Source organism: Janthinobacterium aestuarii (genome assembly GCF_051380835.1).
In the GTDB taxonomy this organism is placed as follows: domain Bacteria; phylum Pseudomonadota; class Gammaproteobacteria; order Burkholderiales; family Burkholderiaceae_D; genus Janthinobacterium; species Janthinobacterium aestuarii.
Genome location: NZ_JBNYXU010000001.1, coordinates 1,016,560 through 1,038,240, shown reverse-complemented (window position 1 = coordinate 1,038,240; position 21,681 = coordinate 1,016,560). Strand labels below are relative to the sequence as shown.

The 21,681-nt window shown below is 63.1% G+C and carries 15 protein-coding genes; 2 read left to right on the top strand and 13 right to left on the bottom strand.

All coding sequences use genetic code 11. From position 1 onward, the window contains the following. Nucleotide 1 precedes the first annotated feature (1 nt). From ACQ4WO_RS04650 to ACQ4WO_RS04625, 6 genes are all read right to left on the bottom strand, one after another. The gene (locus ACQ4WO_RS04650) at nt 2-2,425 is read right to left on the bottom strand and encodes a heavy metal translocating P-type ATPase (RefSeq protein ID WP_436480408.1); all 2,424 of its coding nucleotides are present in this window, start codon (nt 2,423-2,425) and stop codon (nt 2-4) included. A gap of 105 nt (nt 2,426-2,530) precedes the next feature. Further along, nucleotides 2,531-3,274 carry a FecR family protein gene (locus ACQ4WO_RS04645; RefSeq protein WP_223278986.1) on the bottom strand — a complete coding sequence of 248 codons (744 nt, stop codon included), beginning with the start codon at nt 3,272-3,274 and terminating at the stop codon, nt 2,531-2,533. Continuing rightward, complete coding sequence (locus ACQ4WO_RS04640) at nt 3,243-9,113, bottom strand: YDG domain-containing protein (RefSeq protein WP_436480407.1); 5,871 nt, start codon at nt 9,111-9,113, stop codon at nt 3,243-3,245. The genes ACQ4WO_RS04645 and ACQ4WO_RS04640 overlap by 32 nt, the downstream gene beginning before the upstream one ends. A gap of 16 nt (nt 9,114-9,129) precedes the next feature. Then, a complete protein-coding gene (locus tag ACQ4WO_RS04635; protein ID WP_436480406.1) occupies nt 9,130-10,740 on the bottom strand; it encodes a ShlB/FhaC/HecB family hemolysin secretion/activation protein in 1,611 nt (536 codons plus the stop codon). A gap of 190 nt (nt 10,741-10,930) precedes the next feature. Continuing rightward, a complete protein-coding gene (locus tag ACQ4WO_RS04630) occupies nt 10,931-13,132 on the bottom strand; it encodes a CHASE2 domain-containing protein (protein WP_436480643.1) in 2,202 nt (733 codons plus the stop codon). Nucleotides 13,133-13,182: 50 nt separating this feature from the next. Beyond that, complete coding sequence (locus ACQ4WO_RS04625) at nt 13,183-14,805, bottom strand: GAF and HD-GYP domain-containing protein (RefSeq protein ID WP_436480405.1); 1,623 nt, start codon at nt 14,803-14,805, stop codon at nt 13,183-13,185. A 187-nt stretch (nt 14,806-14,992) separates the two neighbouring features. Here ACQ4WO_RS04625 and ACQ4WO_RS04620 point away from each other — a divergent pair, with 187 nt between their 5' ends. Beyond that, on the top strand, nt 14,993-15,889 hold the full coding sequence (locus tag ACQ4WO_RS04620) for an MBL fold metallo-hydrolase (protein WP_436480404.1): 897 nt from the start codon (nt 14,993-14,995) through the stop codon (nt 15,887-15,889). Nucleotides 15,890-15,935: 46 nt separating this feature from the next. On the opposite strand, the gene ACQ4WO_RS04615 is transcribed toward ACQ4WO_RS04620, so the two are convergent. The 7 genes from ACQ4WO_RS04615 to rpsF form a co-directional block, all read right to left on the bottom strand. After that, complete coding sequence (locus ACQ4WO_RS04615; protein ID WP_436480642.1) at nt 15,936-16,949, bottom strand: inorganic phosphate transporter; 1,014 nt, start codon at nt 16,947-16,949, stop codon at nt 15,936-15,938. A 39-nt stretch (nt 16,950-16,988) separates the two neighbouring features. Next, nucleotides 16,989-17,615: a DUF47 domain-containing protein gene (locus tag ACQ4WO_RS04610; protein ID WP_010400015.1), complete on the bottom strand. Its 627-nt coding sequence runs from the start codon at nt 17,613-17,615 to the stop codon at nt 16,989-16,991. A gap of 94 nt (nt 17,616-17,709) precedes the next feature. Beyond that, a complete protein-coding gene (locus ACQ4WO_RS04605; protein ID WP_034750488.1) occupies nt 17,710-19,095 on the bottom strand; it encodes a replicative DNA helicase in 1,386 nt (461 codons plus the stop codon). A 135-nt stretch (nt 19,096-19,230) separates the two neighbouring features. Continuing rightward, entirely contained in the window at nt 19,231-19,686 is a 456-nt protein-coding gene (gene rplI / locus ACQ4WO_RS04600) for a 50S ribosomal protein L9 (protein WP_034783456.1), read from the bottom strand. Between the two features lie 27 nt (nt 19,687-19,713). After that, a complete protein-coding gene (gene rpsR / locus ACQ4WO_RS04595; RefSeq protein WP_010400024.1) occupies nt 19,714-20,004 on the bottom strand; it encodes a 30S ribosomal protein S18 in 291 nt (96 codons plus the stop codon). A gap of 25 nt (nt 20,005-20,029) precedes the next feature. Then, complete coding sequence (gene priB, locus ACQ4WO_RS04590; protein WP_034783455.1) at nt 20,030-20,329, bottom strand: primosomal replication protein N; 300 nt, start codon at nt 20,327-20,329, stop codon at nt 20,030-20,032. 20 nt (nt 20,330-20,349) lie between these two features. Further along, on the bottom strand, nt 20,350-20,739 hold the full coding sequence (rpsF, locus tag ACQ4WO_RS04585; protein WP_034750499.1) for a 30S ribosomal protein S6: 390 nt from the start codon (nt 20,737-20,739) through the stop codon (nt 20,350-20,352). A 275-nt stretch (nt 20,740-21,014) separates the two neighbouring features. On the opposite strand from rpsF, the gene lexA reads away from it, so the two are divergent. Beyond that, nucleotides 21,015-21,650 carry a transcriptional repressor LexA gene (gene lexA, locus ACQ4WO_RS04580; protein ID WP_034750502.1) on the top strand — a complete coding sequence of 212 codons (636 nt, stop codon included), beginning with the start codon at nt 21,015-21,017 and terminating at the stop codon, nt 21,648-21,650. Nucleotides 21,651-21,681: the final 31 nt, after the last annotated feature.

Sequence of the window (21,681 nt, the reverse complement as noted above, 5' to 3'; positions counted from 1 at the left end):
CCTATGACTCCTTGGTATGCGCACTGCGGGCTTTCCAGCGGCGCAGCAACAGGGCATTGCTGATCACGCTGACCGAACTGAAGGCCATCGCCGCGCCCGCCACCATGGGATTGAGCAGGCCGAAGGCGGCCAGCGGAATGCCGATCAGGTTATAAATGAAGGCCCAGAACAGATTCTGCCGTATCTTGCTGTAGGTGCGGCGCGAGATATCGATGGCGTCCGCCACCAGGGCCGGATCGCCGCGCATCAGGGTAATGCCGGCCGCATGCATGGCCACGTCCGTGCCCGTCGACATGGCGATGCCCACGTCGGCGGCCGCCAGCGCAGGCGCATCGTTGATGCCGTCGCCCACCATGGCCACCTTCGCGCCCTCGCCTTTCAGCGCGACAATTTTAGCGGTTTTATCGGCCGGCAGCATTTTCGCCGCCACCGTGTCGATACCCAGCAACTTGCCGATGGCGTCGGCGCTGCCTTGGTTGTCCCCGGTCAACATCACGGTCTGGATGCCGAGGCTGTGCAGATGGGCAATGGCCGCCTGCGCGTTCGGCTTGACCTGGTCGGAAAAGGCGAACAGCCCCAGCAGTTCCTTGCCCGAAGCCAGCCATGAAATCGTGTTGCCCGTGTTTTCCAGCGACAAGGCCTGCTCCGCCAAAGGTGTCATGTCCACGTTCAATTCCTGCATCAGCCGCGTACTGCCCAGTTTCAATTCCAGGCCATCGACGCGGGCTGCCAGGCCGCGGCCCGGCAAGGCCGCCAGTCCCGTGGCGGGCAACGGTTCGATGTGGCGGGCGGCAGCCGCGTCCAGCACGGCCGTGGCAAGGCTGTGCTCGCTGCCACGCTGGATGCTGGCGGCCAGCTGCAACAATCGTCCATCGTCGATGCCGTGCGCATGCAGGGCCGCCAGCGCAGGTTTGCCGATGGTCAAGGTGCCCGTCTTGTCGAACACGACGGTATTGACGGCATGCGCCACTTCCAGCGCTTCCGCATCCTTGATCAGGATGCCGTAGCGGGCAGCGACGCCCGTGCCAGCCATGATGGCCGTCGGCGTGGCCAGGCCCAGCGCGCAGGGACAGGCGATGACCAGCACGGCCACGGCATTGATGATGGCATTCTCCAGCTCGCCGGTGGCGAACCACCAGCCCAGCATGGTCAGCAGCGCCAGCACCAGCACCACGGGAACAAAGATCGCGCTGACCTTGTCGACCAGGTGCTGGATCGGCGCCTTGGCCGCCTGCGCATCTTCCACCAGGCGAATGATGCGCGACAAAGTCGTCTCGCCACCCACGGCCTGGGTGCGCACCAACAATAAACCATCGGCATTGATGGCGCCGCCCGTCACCTTGTCACCCGGATGCTTATCGACCGGCAAGCTTTCGCCCGTGATCAGCGACTCGTTGATCTGGCTGGCGCCTTCCACCACCACGCCATCGACGGCCACCCGTTCGCCGGGGCGGATCACCACCAGGTCGCCCACTTTCACCTGCTCCACGGGCAAGTCGATTTCCACGCCGTCGCGTCGCACGCGGGCCGATTCGGGACGCAAGACTTGCAGCGCGCGGATGGCGGAGGCCGTCTGGCGCTTGGCGCGGCTTTCCAGCCATTTGCCCAGCAACACCAGGGTGATGACGACGGCCGATGCTTCAAAGTACAGGTGCGGCAGCATTTCGCCCGCCGTCAGCCATTGGTAGACGGACAAGCCGTACGCGGCGCTCGTGCCCAGCGCCACCAGCAAGTCCATATTGCCGCTGCCGGCGCGGGCCGCTTTCCAGCCCGCCTTGTAGAAGCGTGCGGCAAAGTAAAACTGCACGGGTGTCGCCAGCGCAAATTGCAGCCACCCAGGCAGCATCAAATGGATGCCGGCCCACTCGAGCAGCATGGGCAACATCAAGGGGAAGGCCAGCACGGCCGCGAACGCCACTTTCATGCCATCGCGGTTGGGTGTGGCAGCGGGCGCGCTGGCCTGGCTGGCGGCGGGCACGCTGGCCGCATAGCCGGCCTTGTCGATGGCGGCGATCAGGGTGCCCGCTTCCAGGCCGCCCGTCACCTTGATGCGCGCGCTTTCCGTCGCCAGGTTGACGCTGGCGGCCAGCACGCCCGGCACCTTCAGCAGGGCTTTTTCCACCCGGCCCACGCAAGAGGCGCACGTCATGCCGGCGACGTTCAGGTCGATCTCGCGCTGCGCCACGCTATAGCCGGCCTTTTCCACGGCTGCCTGCAGGGTGGCCAGGGGAATCGGCGTGTCGGAACTGATTTTGGCCACTTCGGTGGCCAGGTTGACGCTGGCCTGAGTGACGCCGGGCACGGCGGCCAGGGCCTTTTCCACGCGGCCCACGCACGAGGCGCAGCTCATGCCTTCGATGGCCAGCGCCTGCGCATGCGCGGCGGCGGGTGGGGAAGCGGCGGGAGCGAGTGCACTCTGGTTCATGGCAGATCCTGTACGAAAGATTAACGAATAGGGTCAGGATCTGCTATCCAACGATGGGAAGGTCAAGCCCTATTTTCAGGGATTTCCCGGGCTTGCGTGAAAAACTTAGCGCACCACGCAATCGATGGCGGCAGGCTTGCTGCCGCCGGCAGAACCGCCGCCGCTTGAGGACGATGGCACGAAGGCCTGCGGCGGCGTGAACTGGATGCCCGGATTGACGGGCAACAGCGTGGGCGGCTGCTGGAAGTTGGGCGTAAAGCCGAACTGGCCCGGGGCAAAGTTGAGCGTGCCCGCAGGATTGGTCACATGAATCATGCCATCGAGCACCTGCACATACAGGCCGGGCGGGCTAGCCTTGGGCGCCGCTGGCCCGCCAGGTGCCGCCGGCGGCACGTAGCTGGCGATGAAGGTGGTGCCACGAATGCCGATGGTGGCCGCCGGCGTCTTCATCTCGAAGCGCTCCTTGTTGCGCTTGCCCAGCAGGCCGGTGACGGAGCGCAAGCCGCCCTTGAGCAAGCTGAAGATGGCGTGGTCGCCATCGGGCTGCTCGGCCGTGTAGCTGAATTGCTCGATCACGAAACTGGTATTCGGTTTCAGGATGATTTCGCTATTGTCGATCAGCTTGATCAAGGCATAGGTTTCCTTTTCCGTCAGCAAGGTATCACCCTGCTCGACCTCGGACTTGATGGCCAGGATTTTCACCTTGCCGTCCATCTTCTTGGCCATCAGCGGACCGCTCAATTGCATGACGGTACCGGCCACCTGCCCAGCCCAGGCGTGCGCGCCCACGCACATCAGGGCCAGCCACAGCAAGGCCTTAATTGCAGTACATTTTTTTAGCGGCATCATCGAATTTGTATCCTGTAGGTTTATCTGTGGCATCGGCAACATCCTTGCTGTCTTTCTTCTTGTCGTCCGGCTTGGCTGACGGTGTGGACACGAGCACATCATTGGCACGGTCGGCCTGCTTGATGATGCGCAAGGCTTCGTCGATGGCGGCGCTCGTGGCGGCATCGATCGCGGGCTTGCCGATGGTGGTCGCCGGCAGGAAGATGGTATCCGCCATGCTCACCGTGCCATTCGGCGCCAGCAGGATGACGCCGCTGCGCTGGCGGTTGATGCGTACGCCCGCGTCACCCGTGATGCTGCCCGTTTTCGCCAGCACGCTCACGCTGCCCGCTGCCGGCAAAGTAACGCTGGCCGTGTCCGCAAAGCGTACGTAGCCTTCCGCGCTGGCGCTGAAATTGCCGCCGCTGGCGATATGCGCATTGCCGCCGACACGGATGTCGCCGCCCGCCGTCACACTGATGTCGCGCGCGGCCGCCAGCTGCGCGCCATCGCCGAGCAGCACGTCCGTGCTGGCATTGAGCGCAATGTCATTGCCCTCGATCTTGCCGTTGACGGTGACGGGGCTGTGCGCCGTCACGCTGACGTTGCCGCCATTCGCATTGATATTGCCAGCCGTGACGCCGCCCGTGTTGTCGATGGCGATATTGCCTGCGCCCGTGGTCAGCGTTCCCAGGGTCAAGCTGCCCGGCGCCGAGCTATTGTTCAGCGCAATGCCGCCCCCTGCGCTGTTGCTGGCGGTAAAACTGCTTACCTGGTTGCCCGCATTGCCCAGCACGATGCCGTTGCGCGCTTGCGCGGTCAGGCTGCCGGCGAGCAGCGCGCCATCCTGGGCGATGGCGCCGTTCAAGGCGCTCAGCTGTACATCGTTCGCCGCCAGGCTGGCGAAGCGCAAGTCGCCAGCCGCTTGCGTGATGGCCAACTGGCCTGCCAGCCGGATGGCGCCGGCAGTCTGATTAAAACTGTTGGCGACGAGCAGGTTGCCATTGCCGCTCAGCACGCCGCCGCCTTGCGCGTAACGGTCCGCCGACAGGCTGCCGTTCAGCAGCAAGCTGCCGCCGTTGATTTCCAGGCCGGCCAGGCCGCCAAGCACGGAGCGGTCCAGCGTGCTCTCGCCCAGGGTCAGGCTGCCGCCCGTCAACAGCAAGCCCGTCGACGAGTTCAGGTTTTTCAGGATGGTGTTGCCGGCCGCCGCGCTGTAGGTAACGATGCCCTTGCTGTTGGTAAAATCGACAGCCAGCACGTTCGCGCCTTCCGGCACCACGCCGCCGTCCCAGTTGGCCGCATCGCTCCATAAGCCGTTGCCGCTGCCTACCCAGGTGGACAATTGTTTTTGCGCAATCGTTGCCTGCGTGGTGCCGCCCGTCGTTTCCAGGATGTAGTTACCCGCATCGGCGCCCTCCAGGCGGAAACCGCTGGCCGTCACCAATTTCCCGGCGCCCGCATTCTTGTCGGCAAAGCTGCCGCTGCCGCCCACCACGCTGACCACATCCTGGTCCAGCACGCCGTTCGCCGACGCGCTGACGGTGGCGGAAGTCGTGCCGTCATACGTCTTGTTGACGCCATTGAGGCTCACGTTCAGGATGCGCGCCGCGATGTCGGCCGTGGTCGTGCCCGCATTTCCCCTAAGCACGTAGTTACCCGCATCGCCGCCGCTCAGCGCCACATTCGTCACGTGCACGGCCTTGCCCGTTCCTGCTTTCTTGTTGCCAAACGCGGCATTTCCCGCCACCGTCAGGACGTCGCCCTGAATGCGGTCGTCACCAAACGTCACTTGCGCGCCCGTCGTGCCGTCGTAGGTCTTGTTGATGCCGTTAAAACTCACGTTCAGGGTGCGCGCCGTGATATCGGCCGTCGTGCTGCCCGCATTTCCGTTGAGCACATAGTTGCCCGCATCGGCGCCCGTCAGGCGGCCCGTCGCCACCTGATAATCGACCACTTTGCCAGTACCCGCATTCTTGTCGCGGAAACTGCCCTGCAAGCCGGCCATGCTGACCTGATCGCCCGTCACGAGGCCTTCGAAATAGCCATTCAGGGCCGCCTGCAAGCTGCCGTCGTAGACGCGGCTTTGCGCGCCCGAGATGCCATAGTTCAGGACGCGCGCCGTGATGGCCGCCGTACCGTCCGCAGTCGTCGCGGCCAGGCTGTAGTTGCCCAGTTCATTGCCGCCCAGGGCCAGGCCGCTGGCGTGCACGGCCTTGCTGCCGCCCACATTCTTGTCGAGGAAAACGGCGCTGCCGCTGATGCTGATGTTATCGCCCGTCACCGCGTTGCCCAGCACGAAACTGACGCCGCCGTAGCCCAGGGCGCCGTCGTAGACCTTGCCATTGCCGCCGATGCTCACCGTCAGCGCGCGCGGCGTGATGGCAAAGGTCGTCGTGCCGCCCAGGGTGATGTCGTATTTGGTCGACCACAGGCCCGTCGCTGCATAACTGCCCACGTTGCGCGCGTTGCCGTAGCCAAGGCTGCCATTTACGCCCGTGTCGCCGTCAAGCAGTCCCACATAGGCGATCGAACCGAGGAAGGCGGCCAGCTGGCCATCGTAGACCTTGCCCGCGGCGTTGCCCGAGAGGTTCACTTGCAAGGGCTTGAGGAAAGCCTTCAGCATCGGCGTCGTGTAGCCTTCGTAGATGCGCCAGGTGCTGCCGAAATTGTAGTCGTTGAAGCTGCCCTGCTGCCGCATCTGCGCCGTGCTGCGGCCGCTGGAGCCGCCGCCATCGATCTGCACCAGCGACGTTTCAGAATTGAAAAAACCATAGCTGAACGGGGAACCGGCGGAGACGCGGCCGGCCACCGCGCCCACGGCCGCATAACCGTCGCCGGTCACGGCGCCGCTGCTGAAGACATGGCTGACGCTGCCCGTGCTTTCACCGACCAGCCCGCCCATGTTTTCCCTGGCCAGGATGGGATCGGCACTGCCGGCCCGGCCCACGGCCCCGCTGGCATAGGCATCATCGATGCTGCCGCCGTTCAGGCCCACCAGGCCGCCGATGCTGCGTGCGCCAGTGACATTGCCGGTGGCATACGACTGGCTCAGCGCGCCCTGGTTGTTGCCGACCAGGCCGCCGATCATTTCGCGTGCGCCCGTCACCACGCCGGTCGCATACGATGTCGCGATGCTGGCGCCGGACGCATTCCATCCTGCCAGGCCGCCGATGGCGCCGCCGTTGTCGGCATTGACGCCGGTGACGGCGCCGCTGCTGCTGGACATGGTGATGGCGCCGCCGTTGCTGCCCACCAGGCCGCCGACATTGCGCTGGCCGCTGACGGCCATGCTGCCGTTCACGCCATCGACGATGCCGCTGACGACATTGCCCGCCAGCGCGCCCACGTTGGCCGTGCCGGTGACGCTGCCGCCGCTCAGGGTCAGATTGCGCAAGATGCCGCCCTGCACGGTGCCAAACAGGCCTGCCGCCGAACCGGACGCCAGGCTGCGGTCGATTTTCAAATTGCTGAGAATAAATCCGCCGCCATCGAACACGCCGGAAAAACCGCTGCCGCCGCCGGCGATCGGCACAAAGCCCTGGCCGTCGTTCCAGTTCGCGGTGCCGCTGGCATCAATATTGCCGGCCAGGCGATAGCTGTTGCCCAGACCCAGGCTGGCGATGCCTTGCAATCCATAAATATCGGCGATCAGATAGGGCGAGGACGAGCCGCCGTCGCCGCCGGTCACCCGCAAGAAACTGGCGCCGCTGCCGATGGTGAAGTTTTTGGCGCTGAACCCGGGCAGAACCGCCGTGTTTTGCATCCAGGCACCGCCGTCGAGCACAAAGCTGCCGTCCACCGCCACGGCACCCGTGGCCGTGATGACGGAAGCTGAATTGAGGTGCAGATCGCCGGTTCTGGCGAGCGCATCCGATATGCGCATGCCGCCCGTGTTCGTGCCGTCGCCGATGGTCAAGGACGCGGCCGAGATACCGGCCAGCTCAACCGCATTCAAGCTGAGGGCCGTGTCCGATTTGGTGCCCAGATCGATGCTGCGCGAACTGCTCAGGGGTTTGATGATGACATTCGCGCCGCCCGCCGTGCCGCCGACATCAATGCCGCCGGCGAGGGTGATATTGTCGGCCTGCAGGGTCACCGTCTGACCGGCGATGCCGCTGCCTGTGAGCTGGCTGGCGCCGCCCGAGAGGCTGATGCCACCCTGCGCGTCATTCGCGCGCAAACTCAGGTTGCCATTGCCGACATGAACCGCAGCGGCCCCGGCCACGCCAGCACCGGATAGCGAAATGTTGCCGCCATTGCTGGTGATCGGTGCGTTCAGGTTGACGTTCGATCCCAGGCCATAGTTGCCGCCGGTGCTAGCAGGGTCATTCGCCGACAGGGTCACATTGCCGCCATTGGTGCTGATGGCAGCGTACACATTGATGGTTTCGCCCGCCTGCGCCGTCAAGCTGACGCCGGCATTGAGCATGTTCACCGAACTGCTGAAATTGATGCGGTGCAGGGCCTGCAAAGTGACATCGCTGGTGGCGCCGGAGATGGTATCGGCGCCGATGCTGGTGCTGCCAGTCGACGGCATGTCGCTGAACTGATCGACATTGGCCAAGTCACCGCCCGCCCCCTGCACCACGTCGATATCGTACGGGTCAAGCAGCCAGTTGCCGCGCTTGCCGCGCGCCGCGCTGGTATTGACGCGGATGCCGTCGACGGCCAGGTAATGGCCGGATGTTTCCACGAAGCCGCCATCGCCGCCTTGTGCGCCGCCGCGCGCGGAAATGCTGCCGTGCACCTGCGCCGATTCATTGCCCCAGGCGATGACCTTGCCGCCGTTTCCGCTGTTGACGGCATCGGCAGTGACGCTGGCATCCTTGCCGACGAGTACCTGGCGCGCATTCTGCACGGCCGCGTTCTTGCCCTGGTAGTCGCCGCCCAGCAAGACCGTGCCGCCGCCTGTGGCGCCACTGGCGTCGACCTTCGCATTGCCCAGCAAGCCCACCTGCTCGCCCAGCACTTGAATCTGGCCGCCCGTGCCGGACCCACCGGTGGCGCTGGTGACGCTGCCCGCTTCGAGCAGCGCCTTGCCGCTGGCCTTGAGCACGATCCTGCCGTTCTCGCCGACGACGGCGCTGTTGGCGTTGAGCACGCCACGCTGGCTGACCAGCGCGCCGGCCATGCCGATGCCGCCGCCCTGGGCGATGATCTGCCCCAGGTTCAGCGCCTGGTCACCTGGTGCCGAGACCAGCACGCGCAGCTGCGGATTGCCGGGGTCTGCCAGCTGCACGCTGCGCCCGGCCGCCAGGATCACTTCGCCGTTCGGCGCCGTGATGATGCCCGTGTTTTCCACGTTCGGCGCGATCAAGAGCACTTGCCCGCCCTTGCCCGCATTGATGGCGCCCGCATTGCCGACGCCGCCTGCCACGCCGCCGGCCGTGAACTGGCGCTTGCCGGCCAGGAAATCCTCGTTCGTCATGCCCAGGCTGGACGCGACCAGCCCGTTCACGTCCACTTTCGCGCCCTGGCCGAAGACGATGCCGTTCGGGTTGATCAGGAAGACCTTGCCGTTCGATTCCAGGCTACCCAGGATCTTGCTGGGATCTTGTCCCGTGATGCGGTTCAATACGGCGCTATTGCCGTTTTGCTGGATGAAGCGCGTGATTTCGCCCGCATGGATGGAAAAGCTCTGCCAGTTGATGATGGTGTTGGGCGTGTTCGTGATCGAGAAGATATTGCCCTGCTGGTTGAACGTCGCCTGTCCGTTGACTACCTGCGGCAAGGCGGGGTTGGCCTGCGCGGCGCCGAAACAGCCGGCCAGCAGCAGTGCCAGCGCCGTGCGGCGCAGGGGCGGCGCATAGGGAGGCGTCAGGATGAAAGCGGAGGCGTGCGGGACGTGGTTGTGCATGGTGTTCATCCTGATACTAGTAGGCCAAGGCGAGGCGGAAATGCAGGCGGTTGGCGCCCCGCTGTCCCGTGTCGCCGCCATTGACGACATGGGCGTAATCGAGTTGCAGATTGGCGTAGCGGCTCAGCAGCAAACGCAGGCCGAGGCCACCGCTGCTGATGCCTTGCGACGCGCTTTCGCCAGGCAGCGCATGGTTGCGGCGCAGCCAGGCCGTGTCATAGAACGCCAGCGCGCGGCATTGGTAGCCGAGCGCCTGGCCGCACCAGTTCGGCGTGTACCATTCCAGGTTCAGGTTGACGCCCGAATCGTTCGATACCTCGCGCTCGGCAAAGCCGCGCACGGACGCGGCGCCGCCGGCGCCGAACTGCTCGCCGGGCACCAGCGCGTCCGGCGTGACTTGCGCATTGACGAGCGCACGCCACTGCCAGTCGCCGGCCAGCACGCGCCCCGTGCTGGCGCTCAGGCGCAAGGTGTTGTAGGCGGCCTTCGCATGCGCGCGCACCCGGTCGAAATCGGCTTGCGCGCCATGCTTGCCGCCAGGGATATTGTGCGCAAAGGTGACCGCCACGCTTGTCTCGCCCGTGGGCAAGGTCCAGTTGCCGATGTAACTGACGCTGAGCGGGTGCACGGTGACGTCGGCGCCCAGTTCCATGCCGAACAGCTGCACGCTGTTGCGGTAAGCCTTGTAATCGATGCCGTATACGAGCTTGGGTTCGAAGTCGCCGCTGCGGGCAAAGTTCTGGTTGTAGCGGATGCCGGCCATGCTGCCCTGGCCGCTGACGGCCAGGTCGAAGATGCCGGCCGAGACGCTGCCCGAATCGACGTTCGAATAGCTGGCGAAAAAGTCCATCGAGTCGCCCAGCGCATACAGCGGCAAGTGATAACCGGCGCCATATACGCCCACCTTGTCCGGCTTTTCCAGGCTGCTCGTGTATTGCAGGCTGGCGACATGGTCGCGGCCAAACAGATTGGCATGCTGGAGCACCACGCCCACGTGGGTCTTGCCCGTTTGCGCATTGCCCGTATTGTCCACGTTGAGCATGGCTTTCCACGGCTTTTCATCGGCTACCGTGACGAGGGCGTCGATGGCGCCGGCCGGTTCATCGGCCTGCAGCCGCACTTCGATCTTGCGCGCCGGGTTTTCATTGGCCAGCTTCAGGCTTTGCGACAGGGCCGGCAGGTTCGGCGTCTCGCCTTCGCGCAGGGCTGGCAAGGCGCGTCGCACGTTGGCCTCGTCGACATACGCGTTGCCGCTGATGACGAGCTTGCCCAGCGGCGTTTGCAGCACGCTCAGGCGCACCACGCCCCGTTCCAGTTCCTGCTCGGGCAATTGCACCCGCACGGCGCTGTAACCAAGCTCGCGGTAAGCCGATTCCAGCGCCTCGACGGCGCGGGCGATGTCGGAAAAATCGCGCTGTACGCCCGTAAAGGGCGCCAGCAAGGCTTGCACCTGCTCGGGCGTGAGCAAGGTATTGCCCTGGACGTCGAAACGGCGGATTTCGAAGCGCGGTACGCCGTCTTCCTGCGCGGCAGGAGCGGCGTCATCCATAGGAGCGGCAGCGCCGGCGGCGCCGACGGCGAACAGCAGCGCGGAACCCGCAAGCAGGTGCACCAAACGATATGTCATGTGAAGGATTTCTTGTGTAACCGGACAAGCGCGCGGCCCACAGGCGCCTGCATGTCCGACAATGGATTGAAGACAAATTTTAGACGGCTTTTAGTTTCCAGTCAGAAATTTCTAACATTTCCCCCTGATTTTTATCGCAACGCAACAAACAGTGCGCCGAGAATGGTAAAAAATGCCGCAATGGCAGGCCTTATTTGCTATGCAATTCCGTCACGCCATCCCAGCCGGCGGGCGGCGGCGCCTTCTGGTATTGCTCCAGGCGCGCCGCGTACAGCACGTACAAGCCATCGTCGGGAAAGTCCGCCCGCAAACGGGCCAGCTGCCCGCCTGCCGCCGCCCAGTCGCGCGCGCGCAGACTGGCCAGCACCGCGTGCCAGCACTCGAGCTGCGCCAGTTCGGCGACAGCGGCGCCGGCCAGCGGGCAACGCGGCTCGAAAATGGCCACCGCTTCCTGCTTGCCCACCACTCTGACGCGGTCGAGCTCGCGGTATAGAAAGTCCGGGGCGGCGGCGCGCGTGGCCTCGCCCACGACGATGCCCACGCCATACAGCTTGCTGACCCCTTCCAGGCGCGCGGCCAGGTTGACGCTGTCGCCCATCACGGTATAGGCGCGGCGGATGCGCGAACCCATGTCACCCACATGCATGGGCCCCGTATTGATGCCGATGCCGATGCGCAGCGCCGGCCAGCCGCGTGCGCAAAACTGCTGATTCAACCGCGCCGCGCTGGCCTGCATCAGCAGGGCGCTGGCCACGGCACGGCTGGCGTGATCGCCAAAGGCGACGGGCGCGCCCCAGAATGCCATCACGGCGTCGCCGATGTATTTGTCCAGGGTGCCGCCATGACTGTCGCGGATATCTTCCGACATGGCCGTCAGGTATGCATTGATGTATTCGCGCAGCGCGGCCGGCGCCAGCTGCTCGGAAATGGCCGTGAAACCGCGCACGTCGGCAAACAGCACCGTCAGTTCGCGGTTCTCGCCCTCCATCGTGTAGCGGCGCGGATCGTCGGCCATCTCGGCCACCAGCTCGGGCGCCACGTATTCGCCGAAACGCGCCACCAGCGCGCGTCCCTTGCGCACCTCGAAAAAGTAACCCCATGCCAGGTTGGCGATGAACAGCGCAACAATCAGCAACAGCAGCACGGCGCCGCCCAGCACCAGGTCGTGCGCGGCGTACAGGTACAGGTTGATGCCGATGGCCGCCGCCAGCGCGCCGAGGGTAGCCAGCATCACGCCGGCCGGCGGCAGCACGGCCAGGGCGCCCGCCAGCAGCAGGCCAAACAGCACGATCTGCACCAGTTCGAGCGCCAGCGCATAATCGGGGCGCGCCTTGAAGCGCCCGTCGAGCATGGACTTGATCAGGTTGGCGTGCACTTCCACCCCCGGATATTCGGCATTCACGGGCGTGGCGCGGATATCGTTCAAGCCGGGCGCCGTCGTGCCCACCAGCACGATGGCACCCTTGAGCAGCGCGGGGGGCACCGTGCCGGCCAGCACGTCGGACGCCGACACGTAACGGAAGGCGCCGCCATCGGGACCGCCCGCGCCGCGGTACTGCACCGTCGTCGTCAAGGCTTCGCCCACGGGGATCGCCAGCGCGCCGCGCGGCGTGAACAGCATGATGTGTTCGAGGCCGCCGTTGGCCAGTTCGTGCGCCGACAGGGTATCGGCCGTGCCCGTGAAACGGGGGGCGATGGCGCGCGCCTGCAGGTAGACGGCGACGGTGGCCAGCGACAGCGAAGGATAATAGCCGTCGCCGATGCGCTGCAGCAGCGTCGAGGAACGCACGACGCCATCAGCATCGGTCAGCGCCGTGAAGATGCCGGCGCCTTGCGCGGCCGCCTGCAGGGGCGCGATATTGGCTTCGTAGCCGCGCGCCACGTAGGCCGTCACCGTGCGGCCATTCAGGTCGGCGACGGTAAAGGCGGGCTTGGGCAGCACGCCCTTCCTTTGCTGCTCCGAGACGCTGTAGCCGAGCACCACGGGCCGGCCCCGCATGGCTTCGGCGAACAGGCCGTCGTAGTCCATGGCCGGGCGCAGTTTTTCCAGCTGCGCCGGCAAGCCGGCCACGCCCGCCAGTTCGCCCTGCGCCAGTCCTTGCAGCACGGCGTAGCCGGAACTGGTGTCCGCTTCGGGAAACGAAATATCGAAGCCCAGCGCGGCCACGCCGTAATGCCCGGTAAGCTGGCGCACCAGGCGCGCCTGCACATCGCGGCTCCAGGGAAAACGGCCCACCCGGGCCAGGCTTTGCTCATCGATGTCGACGATGACGATGCGACGGTCGAGCTGCGGCGTTTCCGCGCGCATGCGCCAGTCGCCCAGCATGGCGTCCAACCGCGCGATATTCTCGTTGCCGGCCAGGCACAGCACGGCCGCCGCCAAGGTCAGCATTATGCCCAGCAGCGTTCGCACCCCATGCTTGCGCCAGGCCAGCGACAGTGTCACGGGGTATAGCCCGGAATGGCCGCCTCGTCGACGGCATCGATCTGGCTCGGATGCATGTGCTTTTCAGCGAAGGTCAGATAGACTTTGCTGCGGATGAAAACGTCGAACAGCTCCGGGTCGATATGCCCGTTCACGCTGAAATTGCCGAGGATACGCAGCGATTCGGACAGCGACTTGCCCTTCTTGTAGGGCCGGTCGCGCGCCGTCAGCGCCTCGAAAATGTCGGCGATGGCCATCAGGCGCGCCGGCACCGACATCTGCTCTTTCGTCAGCCCGCGCGGATAGCCCTTGCCATCCATGCGCTCGTGGTGGCCGCCCGCATATTCGGGCACCTTTTGCAGGTGCTTGGGCCACGGCAGCGCTTCGAGCATGCGGATCGACACGCTGATATGGTTGTTGACGATGGCCCGTTCGGCCGGCGTCAGGGTGCCGGCGCGGATGGTCAGGTTTTCCGTCTCGTCGGCGTCGAGAAAATCGCGCAGTTCGCCGTCGGCCGCGCGCCAGCGGCGCCTGGCGATCTGCCGCACGCGCTCCTGGTCGGCCTGCGCCATGCTCTCGCCGCCGATGTTCACCGTGCGGATGAAGTCGCGCTCGTCGCGCAGCGCGGCCTGTTCCAGTGCCAGCGCATGGGCGATGGCCTCCTTTTGCTGCGGCTGCGCCGCCTGCTGGCGCAGGGCCGCGATCTCGGCGTCGCGCAGCAGCACTTCGTAGCGCGTGTCGATCAGGGCGATGCGGTCGAAAATGGTCTCCAGCTTGGTGGCCTTGTCGACCACGTGCACGGGCGTGGTGATCTTGCCGCAATCGTGCAGCAGGCCGGCCAGCCACAGCTGCTTGCGCTCGTTGTCGCTGAGCCGGAAATCGGCCAGCGGCCCCGTTTGCGTGGCGTGCGCGGCGTCGGCCAGCAGCATCGTCAGCTCGGGCACGAACTGGCAGTGCCGTCCCGTGTACGGCGACTTTTCATCGATGCCGATATTGATCAGGGTAACGAGCGATTCGAGCAGCTCTTCCAGCTGCGAGATCAGCAATTGATTCGTCAGCGCCACGCCCGCCTGCGCGGCCAGCGCCTCGATGAAGCGCTGGTCGGTGGAGGAAAAGGCGCGCACCTGGCCCGTCTCGCCATCCTTCGCATTGACCAGCTGCAGCACGCCGATCAGGTCGCCCTCATGGTCGCTCATGGGCACCGTCAGGATCGATTGCGTGTGGTAGCCGTGGTGGCGGTCGAACTCGCGCATGCCGGAAAAATTGAAGACTTCGTCGCGGTAAACGTCGGCGATATTCACGCTGCGGCGCATGTTCGCCGCATACGCGGCCACCGATGCCAGGTTCGGCTGGTCCGCGCCATCGAACAGAGGCACGCCAGGCAAGCCCATGTCCGCCCCCTGCGCGATGCCCAGGCTGTCGTTGACGCTGATGTCGAACGCCAGCTGGCGGCCCTCGAGCGCGGGCCGGTACAGGGTCGCGCCATCGGCGCCACTCATGCTTTTTGCAAGCAGCACGATGCGCTGCAACAGCGCGCCAATGTCGTGTCCCTCGCCGCCCAGGCCGTGGCCGAGCGCGACACTGAGTTCGGTCAATTGCTCCAGTCTGTGGGCGATTTTCTCAGGGTGCAACTGAGGCATATTGGTGGCAATCAGGTAAGAAAAGGGAAGTCGGCAAGCGCCAGTGTAACGGTCGTCTCGCGCACTGTACATTACTTAGTCACAACAAAATGAAATTACTTTCCGTATCGCAACACGCATAAATGTTGCCGCCAATCCCATTAATTAGAATAGAATCAACAATAATTACACTGTAACAAGGTACTGAATGAAATTCACGTTCAGGGGCGTGCGCGGCTCCATCCCCTCCCCCGGCCCGCGCACGGCGCGCTACGGCGGCAACACCACGTGCATCGAAGTGCGCACCGACAACGATAGCCTGATCATTCTCGATGCAGGCAGCGGCATCTTTTCGCTGGCACAGCAACTGCCGCCGGGCCAGCCCGTCGACGCGCACGTCTTCATCACGCACAGCCACTGGGACCACATCCACGGCTTGCCCATGTTCTCGCCCCTGTTCGTGGCCGGCAACCGCATGCGCCTGCATGGCGCCTTTGACGGCATCAGCGGGCGCGGCATCGAGCACGTGATGGCGGTGCAGCTGCAAGGCAGCTATTTTCCCGTCAGCGAAGCGGCCATGGCGGCCAGCATCGAGTACCGCACCCTGGCGCCTGGCGAAGCCGTCGACGTGGGCGGCGCGCGCGTGCGCGGCGCGGAAATGAACCATCCCGTCGTCAACCTCGGCTACCGCATCGACTGCGGCGGCGCCTCGCTGTTTTTCAGCGGCGACCATGAACCGTTCTACAACCTGCATCCACCCGGCCACGCCGAGCATGCGGCGTGCTCAGAGCGTAATGCGCAGCGCCAGGCCGGCATCGATGCGCTCGTCGCCGGCGTCGACGCGCTGATCATGGACTGCTCGTACACGCGCGAGGAATATCCGGGCAAGCAGGGCTGGGGCCACGGCACCTTCGACGCCGCCTTCGACCTGGCCCTGCGCTGCGGCGCGCGGCGCCTGTACTGCACCCACCACGAACCGACCCGCAGCGACGAGCAGCTCGAAGCCGTGTTTGCCGACGTGATGGGCCGCTACAGCAGCCGCCTGGCCGGTTTGCAAGTGTTCCTCGCCAGCGAGGGGCTGACGGTGGAACTGGCCGGCGCATAAAAAAAGGGAGCCGCAAGGCTCCCTTTTTACTGGCGTTGGCTATCCATTACATTATATGTTGGCCAATCCACCAGGCGACTGCGGCAACAAACGCGGAGGCGGGAATCGTGAAGATCCAGGCCCAGACGATGTTGCCCGCCACGCCCCAGCGCACGGCCGACATTTTTTGCGACGAGCCGACGCCGACGATGGCGCCCGTGATGGTGTGCGTGGTCGACACGGGAATACCCAGCGCCGTCGAAACGAACAGGGTGATCGCGCCGCCCGTTTCGGCGCAAAAGCCGCCGACCGGTTTCAGCTTGGTGATCTTCTGGCCCATGGTTTTGACGATGCGCCAGCCACCGAACAGGGTGCCGAAGCTGATGGCCGTGTAGCACGAGATGATGACCCACATCGGCGGCATGGCGTCGGCCGTACTGGAGTAGCCGGCGGCGATCAGCAGCATCCAGATGATGCCGATGGTTTTCTGCGCATCGTTGCCGCCGTGGCCCAGGCTGTAGGCGGCCGCCGAGACCAGCTGCAAACGGCGGAACCACTTGTCGACCTTGCGCGGCGTCGAACGCACGAATATCCATGACACGATCAGCATCATGATGGAGCCGAACACGAAGCCCAGTACCGGTGCGATGACGATGAAGGCGACGGTTTTCCACAGGCCGGCCGCGACCAGCGCGCCCGTGCCGGACTTGGCGACGGCCGCGCCTACCAGGCCGCCGATCAGGGCGTGCGAGGACGACGATGGAATGCCGTAGTACCAGGTAAATAAGTTCCAGAAGATGGCGCCCATCAGCGCGCCGAAGATCACGTACTGGTCGATCACGGCCGGATCGATGGTGCCCTTGCCTACCGTGGCGGCCACGGTCAGCTGGTGGAACACGAAGATGGCGACGAAGTTGAACGTGGCGGCCATGGCAACCGCGGTCTGCGGTTTCAATACGCCCGTCGAGACCACGGTGGCAATCGCGTTGGCGGCATCGTGGAAGCCGTTCATGAAGTCAAACAGCAGCGCCAGGACGATCAACAGGCCTAGCACGTAGATGCTGATTTGTATGGTCATTATAGTTTCTTTTCTGATTCTGGTTCAGGACAGGCCCAACGCTTACGCGTTTTCGACGATGATGCCTTCGATAATATTGGACACATCTTCGCAACGGTCGGTCACGGTTTCCAGAATTTCGTAGATCGCTTTCAGCTTGATCAGGTTGCGCACGTCCGGTTCGTCGCGGAACAATTTGGACATGGCGGCGCGCATCACATGGTCGGCATCCGACTCCAGGCGGTCGATCTCTTCGCAGATGGCGACAATCTTGCGCGAGTTGTCCATGTTATGCAGCATGGCGACGGCGTCGCGCACTTTTTCGGTACAGGCCAGCACCAGTTCGGCCAGGCGCTTGGCTTCCGGCGTGACGGCCTTCAGGTCGTACAGCGAGACGGTTTGCGCCGCATCTTCCAGCAGGTCGAGGATGTCGTCCTGGCGCGTGATCAGCTGATGGATGTCGTCGCGGTCGATCGGTGTGATGAAGGTCTTGTGCAGCATTTCCACGGTGGCGTAGGTGACTTTGTCCGCCTGTTTCTCGATGCTTTCGATCGCATGCACGCGGTTTTCCAGGTCGTCGAAATTGGTCATCAGGCCGAGCATCTCTTTGGCGCCCTTGACGCACAGTTCCGCGTGCTGGTTAAACAATTCAAAAAACTTGCCCTCAGTGGGCATCAAGCGTCCAAACATGTCATTCTCCGTTAAGCATTGAATCGTGTTATTTACTACAGAAAGCCGCCCCGTCGTCGGGGGCGGCCGATGGAATTGCCAGTGCTGCTGAGTCTTAGTCGCCTTGGTAAAGCGCCAGGCCACCACTGTAATTGCCAAATTTGGTGTACTGCCCCATGAAGGTGAGGCGGATGCTGCCGATTGGTCCGTTACGTTGTTTACCGATGATGATTTCGGCCGTCCCCTTGTCTGGCGAGTCGGGGTTATACACCTCGTCGCGGTAAATGAACAGGATCACGTCGGCATCCTGCTCAATAGCGCCCGATTCGCGCAAGTCGGACATCACAGGACGTTTGTTCGGGCGTTGTTCCAGCGAGCGGTTCAGCTGGGACAGCGCGATCACGGGGCATCCGAGTTCTTTCGCCAGGCCTTTCAAGCCCCGCGAAATCTCGGAAATCTCCGTGGCGCGGTTGTCGCCCGGCGTATTGGCCGACATCAGTTGCAAGTAATCGACGATGATCAGGCCCAGCTTGCCGCATTGACGCGACAAACGGCGCGAGCGGGCGCGCAATTCGATGGAATTGAGCGCCGGTGTTTCATCGATGTACAACTGTGCGTCGTTCATCTTCTGGATCGCATTCGTCAGGCGCGGCCAGTCTTCGTCGTTCAGGCGGCCAGTACGCAAACGGTGCTGATCGAGCTGTCCGACGGAGCCGAGCATACGCATGGCCAGCTGGGCGCCGCCCATCTCCATCGAGAACACGGCCACGGGCAAGCCGCTGTCGATGGCCACGTTTTCGCCGATGTTGACGGAAAACGCCGTCTTGCCCATCGAAGGACGGCCCGCCACGATCACCAGGTCGCCCGGCTGCAGACCCGAGGTCATGCGGTCGAGGTCGATGAAACCGGTGGGCACGCCCGTGATTTCACTCTGGTTGTCGCGGCTGTACAGTTCATCGATGCGCTCGACCACTTGCGTCAGCAGGGGCTGGATGGCGGTCCAGCCTTGGGCGCCGCGCGCGCCTTCTTCGGCGATGGCGAAAATCTTCGATTCGGCCTCGTCAAGCATCTGCTTGACTTCCTTGCCTTGCGGGCTGAAGGCCGTGCCGGAGATATCGTCGGCGACGGTGATGAGTTTACGCAGCACGCCGCGGTCGCGCACGATCTCGGCGTAGCGCCGGATGTTCGCGGCCGATGGCGTGTTTTGCGCCATGGCGTTCAGGTAAGCGAGTCCGCCCACGTCATCGGCCTTGCCGAGCTGGGTCAGGGTTTCAAAAACAGTAATGACATCGGCTGGCTTGGAAGCGTTAACCATCTTGACGATTTGCTCGAAGATGATGCGATGGTCATAGCGATAGAAATCCTCCGCATGCATGAAGTCGGCGATGCGGTCATACGCGGCATTGTCGCGCAGCAGACCACCGATGACGGATTGTTCTGCTTCGATCGAATGCGGCGGAATACGGAGGGAATCCAGTTGCGGATCAGAGGGGGCGTTCATGGCGCGAATTATACCCGCTTCGGCGTGCTGGCAAAAATAAAGGGCTGAAATTGAGCGAAAAAAAGGCCACAAAAAAGCCGGGCGAACCCGGCTTTTCATAGTGCGGCAATGCTTGCGGGCCAGGCCCGCAGACAATTACGCGTTCGCGTCTGGAACGACAGCGATAACAACTTCCACGACCACGTCGGTGTGCAGAGCAACCGAAACGTTGTGCTCGCCAACGATCTTCAGCGGGCCGGTAGGCATGCGGATTTGTGCTTTTTCAACAGCAAAACCTTGCTTGGTCAGCGCTTCAGCGATGTCGAAGTTGGTGACGGAACCGAACAGGCGGCCATCAACACCAGCTTTTTGAGCAACTTGAACGGTCAGGCCGCTCAGTTTTTCGCCCTGGGCTTGCGATGCGGCCAGTTTGGCGGCAGCAGCTTTTTCCAGTTCGGCGCGCTTGACTTCGAATTCAGCCACAGCGGTTGCCGTAGCACGACGTGCCAGGCGTTGCGGGATCAGGAAGTTACGTGCGTAACCGTCTTTGACTTTGACGACTTCGCCGAGGTTACCGACGTTAACAACTTTTTCTAACAGAATGATTTGCATAGTTCTTCTCCAGGAATATCTGACCGATTAAGCGTGGTGCAGATCGGTGTATGGCAGCAGCGCGAGGAAGCGAGCGCGCTTGATTGCGGTGTCGACTTGGCGCTGGTAGTGCGCTTTGGTACCGGTCAGGCGTGCTGGCATGATCTTGCCGTTTTCTTGGACGAAGTCTTTCAGCGTGTCGACGTCTTTGTAGTCGACTTGCTCAACGTGAGCTGCGGTGAAGCGGCAGAACTTCTTGCGTTTGAACAACGGGTTTTGCTGTTTGCGTTTTTCTTTAAGCTTGAGCTTATTTTTGTCGAACTTTTTACCGAATGCCATGTCAGGCTCCTGTATCTAAAATGCGCTAGTCAGAATTGACTGCACTAAAATCAATGATGTGAAACACCAAACTCTTGCTGTTGCGGCTCTTCCTGGCCAGGAAACCCGTGAACTGATACACCCCGCCCAAGCTTGCCTGACTGAACCTGCCTGAGATTTCGCCAGCGGCTAGCGCGGCAACATCAAACTCGGTCAAACGGGCAATCCCTGCTTCCATCTGCTGCGAACTGTGTTGCAATACTGCATTCACAATCGGCAGCCCTGCCGGGGTATAGCGCAATATTTCGCGCTCGGCAATGATGGCGGTGACTTGTAGCTGGTTCAGCGCACGATCCTGGTCAAGAATTAAGCTGCTGCTGCGGCTGGAGCGGCTGCTGGTGCTTCGGTGCGGTGGCTTTTGGCCGCGTCTTCGCGTTGTACCGATTTCATCATCGGCGAAGGAGCTGTTTCAGCTTTCTTCATTTTAACGGTCAGGTGACGCAACACGGCATCATTGAATTTGAATGCTGTTTCCAACTCGACCAGGGTCTCGTTGTCGCATTCGATGTTCAGGCAGATGTAGTGTGCTTTAGGCAGCTTTTGGATCGAGTAAGCCATTTGACGGCGGCCCCAATCTTCCACGCGGTGAACCGAACCGCCGCGGGTGGTTACGCTGGCTTTGTAGCGTTCGATCATCGCGGGCACTTGCTCGCTTTGGTCCGGATGGACGATAAAGACTATTTCATAATGACGCATGCAAACTCCTTCAGGTCGGATTGATAATCGCCCACCCCGGCGTCAAGACGGGTGTGGGAAGGTCAGCCGAAGATTATAACCGCCTTTTGCAAACGTTTCAATCATTCCTTCCACAAGCGCCCGAAAAGCCCGTGCGCCACCGTGCTTTCCGACCGTGGACAAGTATTTCTTGCGAAATTCGCCCAAAACACGGAAATCCCCTTGCATAGTGGGCGATACTGTACAAAAATACAGACTGTTCATATAGACAGCATTTTAGTATGCACCCACCGCCCATGATCAAGCTGACAGCACGACAAGAACAAATCCTGAACCTGATCAAGGACGCGATTGAAAACACGGGCTTCCCCCCCACCCGTGCCGAAATCGCCAATGAATTGGGTTTCAAATCGGCCAATGCGGCCGAAGAGCATTTGCAGGCCCTGGCCCGCAAGGGCGCGATCGAGATTTCGCCCGGCACCTCGCGCGGCATCCGCCTAATCGGCGCGGCGGCCGAAGCGCCGCCGTCGAAAGTGCCAGCAGCCCTGCTGATGTCGCTGCCCCTGATCGGCAGGGTGGCGGCAGGTTCGCCCATCCTGGCCCAGGAAAACCTGGAAGCGAGCTACAACGTGGACCCGGCCCTGTTCTCGGCCAAACCCGACTTCCTGCTGAAGGTGCGCGGCTGGTCCATGCGCGACGCCGGCATCATGGATGGCGACTTGCTGGCCGTCAAGAAGGTCGACAGCGCCAAGAATGGCCAGATCGTCGTCGCCCGCATCGGCGACGAAGTCACCGTCAAGCGCTACAAGAAGACGGGTTCCGTCATCGAACTGCTGCCGGAAAACCCCGACTTCAAGGTGATTACCGTGTCGCCGGAAGATGAATTCGCCCTGGAAGGTTTGGCGGTAGGCTTGATGCGCAGCTGGCATTAAGAGAGAAGCGCTTGCATCACGCATGCGAGCG

What these genes read in the sequence shown, in the direction of transcription:
- rpsF (WP_034750499.1), bottom strand. Translation starts at nt 20,739, where the DNA reads ATGCGTCATTATGAAATAGTCTTTATCGTCCATCCGGACCAAAGCGAG.
- ACQ4WO_RS04610 (WP_010400015.1), bottom strand. Translation starts at nt 17,615, where the DNA reads ATGTTTGGACGCTTGATGCCCACTGAGGGCAAGTTTTTTGAATTGTTT.
- ACQ4WO_RS04640 (WP_436480407.1), bottom strand. Translation starts at nt 9,113, where the DNA reads ATGCACAACCACGTCCCGCACGCCTCCGCTTTCATCCTGACGCCTCCC.
- ACQ4WO_RS04650 (WP_436480408.1), bottom strand. Translation starts at nt 2,425, where the DNA reads ATGAACCAGAGTGCACTCGCTCCCGCCGCTTCCCCACCCGCCGCCGCG.
- rplI (WP_034783456.1), bottom strand. Translation starts at nt 19,686, where the DNA reads ATGCAAATCATTCTGTTAGAAAAAGTTGTTAACGTCGGTAACCTCGGC.
- ACQ4WO_RS04620 (WP_436480404.1), top strand. Translation starts at nt 14,993, where the DNA reads ATGAAATTCACGTTCAGGGGCGTGCGCGGCTCCATCCCCTCCCCCGGC.
- ACQ4WO_RS04635 (WP_436480406.1), bottom strand. Translation starts at nt 10,740, where the DNA reads ATGACATATCGTTTGGTGCACCTGCTTGCGGGTTCCGCGCTGCTGTTC.
- rpsR (WP_010400024.1), bottom strand. Translation starts at nt 20,004, where the DNA reads ATGGCATTCGGTAAAAAGTTCGACAAAAATAAGCTCAAGCTTAAAGAA.
- ACQ4WO_RS04625 (WP_436480405.1), bottom strand. Translation starts at nt 14,805, where the DNA reads ATGCCTCAGTTGCACCCTGAGAAAATCGCCCACAGACTGGAGCAATTG.
- ACQ4WO_RS04645 (WP_223278986.1), bottom strand. Translation starts at nt 3,274, where the DNA reads ATGATGCCGCTAAAAAAATGTACTGCAATTAAGGCCTTGCTGTGGCTG.
- ACQ4WO_RS04630 (WP_436480643.1), bottom strand. Translation starts at nt 13,132, where the DNA reads ATGCTGACCTTGGCGGCGGCCGTGCTGTGCCTGGCCGGCAACGAGAAT.
- ACQ4WO_RS04605 (WP_034750488.1), bottom strand. Translation starts at nt 19,095, where the DNA reads ATGAACGCCCCCTCTGATCCGCAACTGGATTCCCTCCGTATTCCGCCG.
- lexA (WP_034750502.1), top strand. Translation starts at nt 21,015, where the DNA reads ATGATCAAGCTGACAGCACGACAAGAACAAATCCTGAACCTGATCAAG.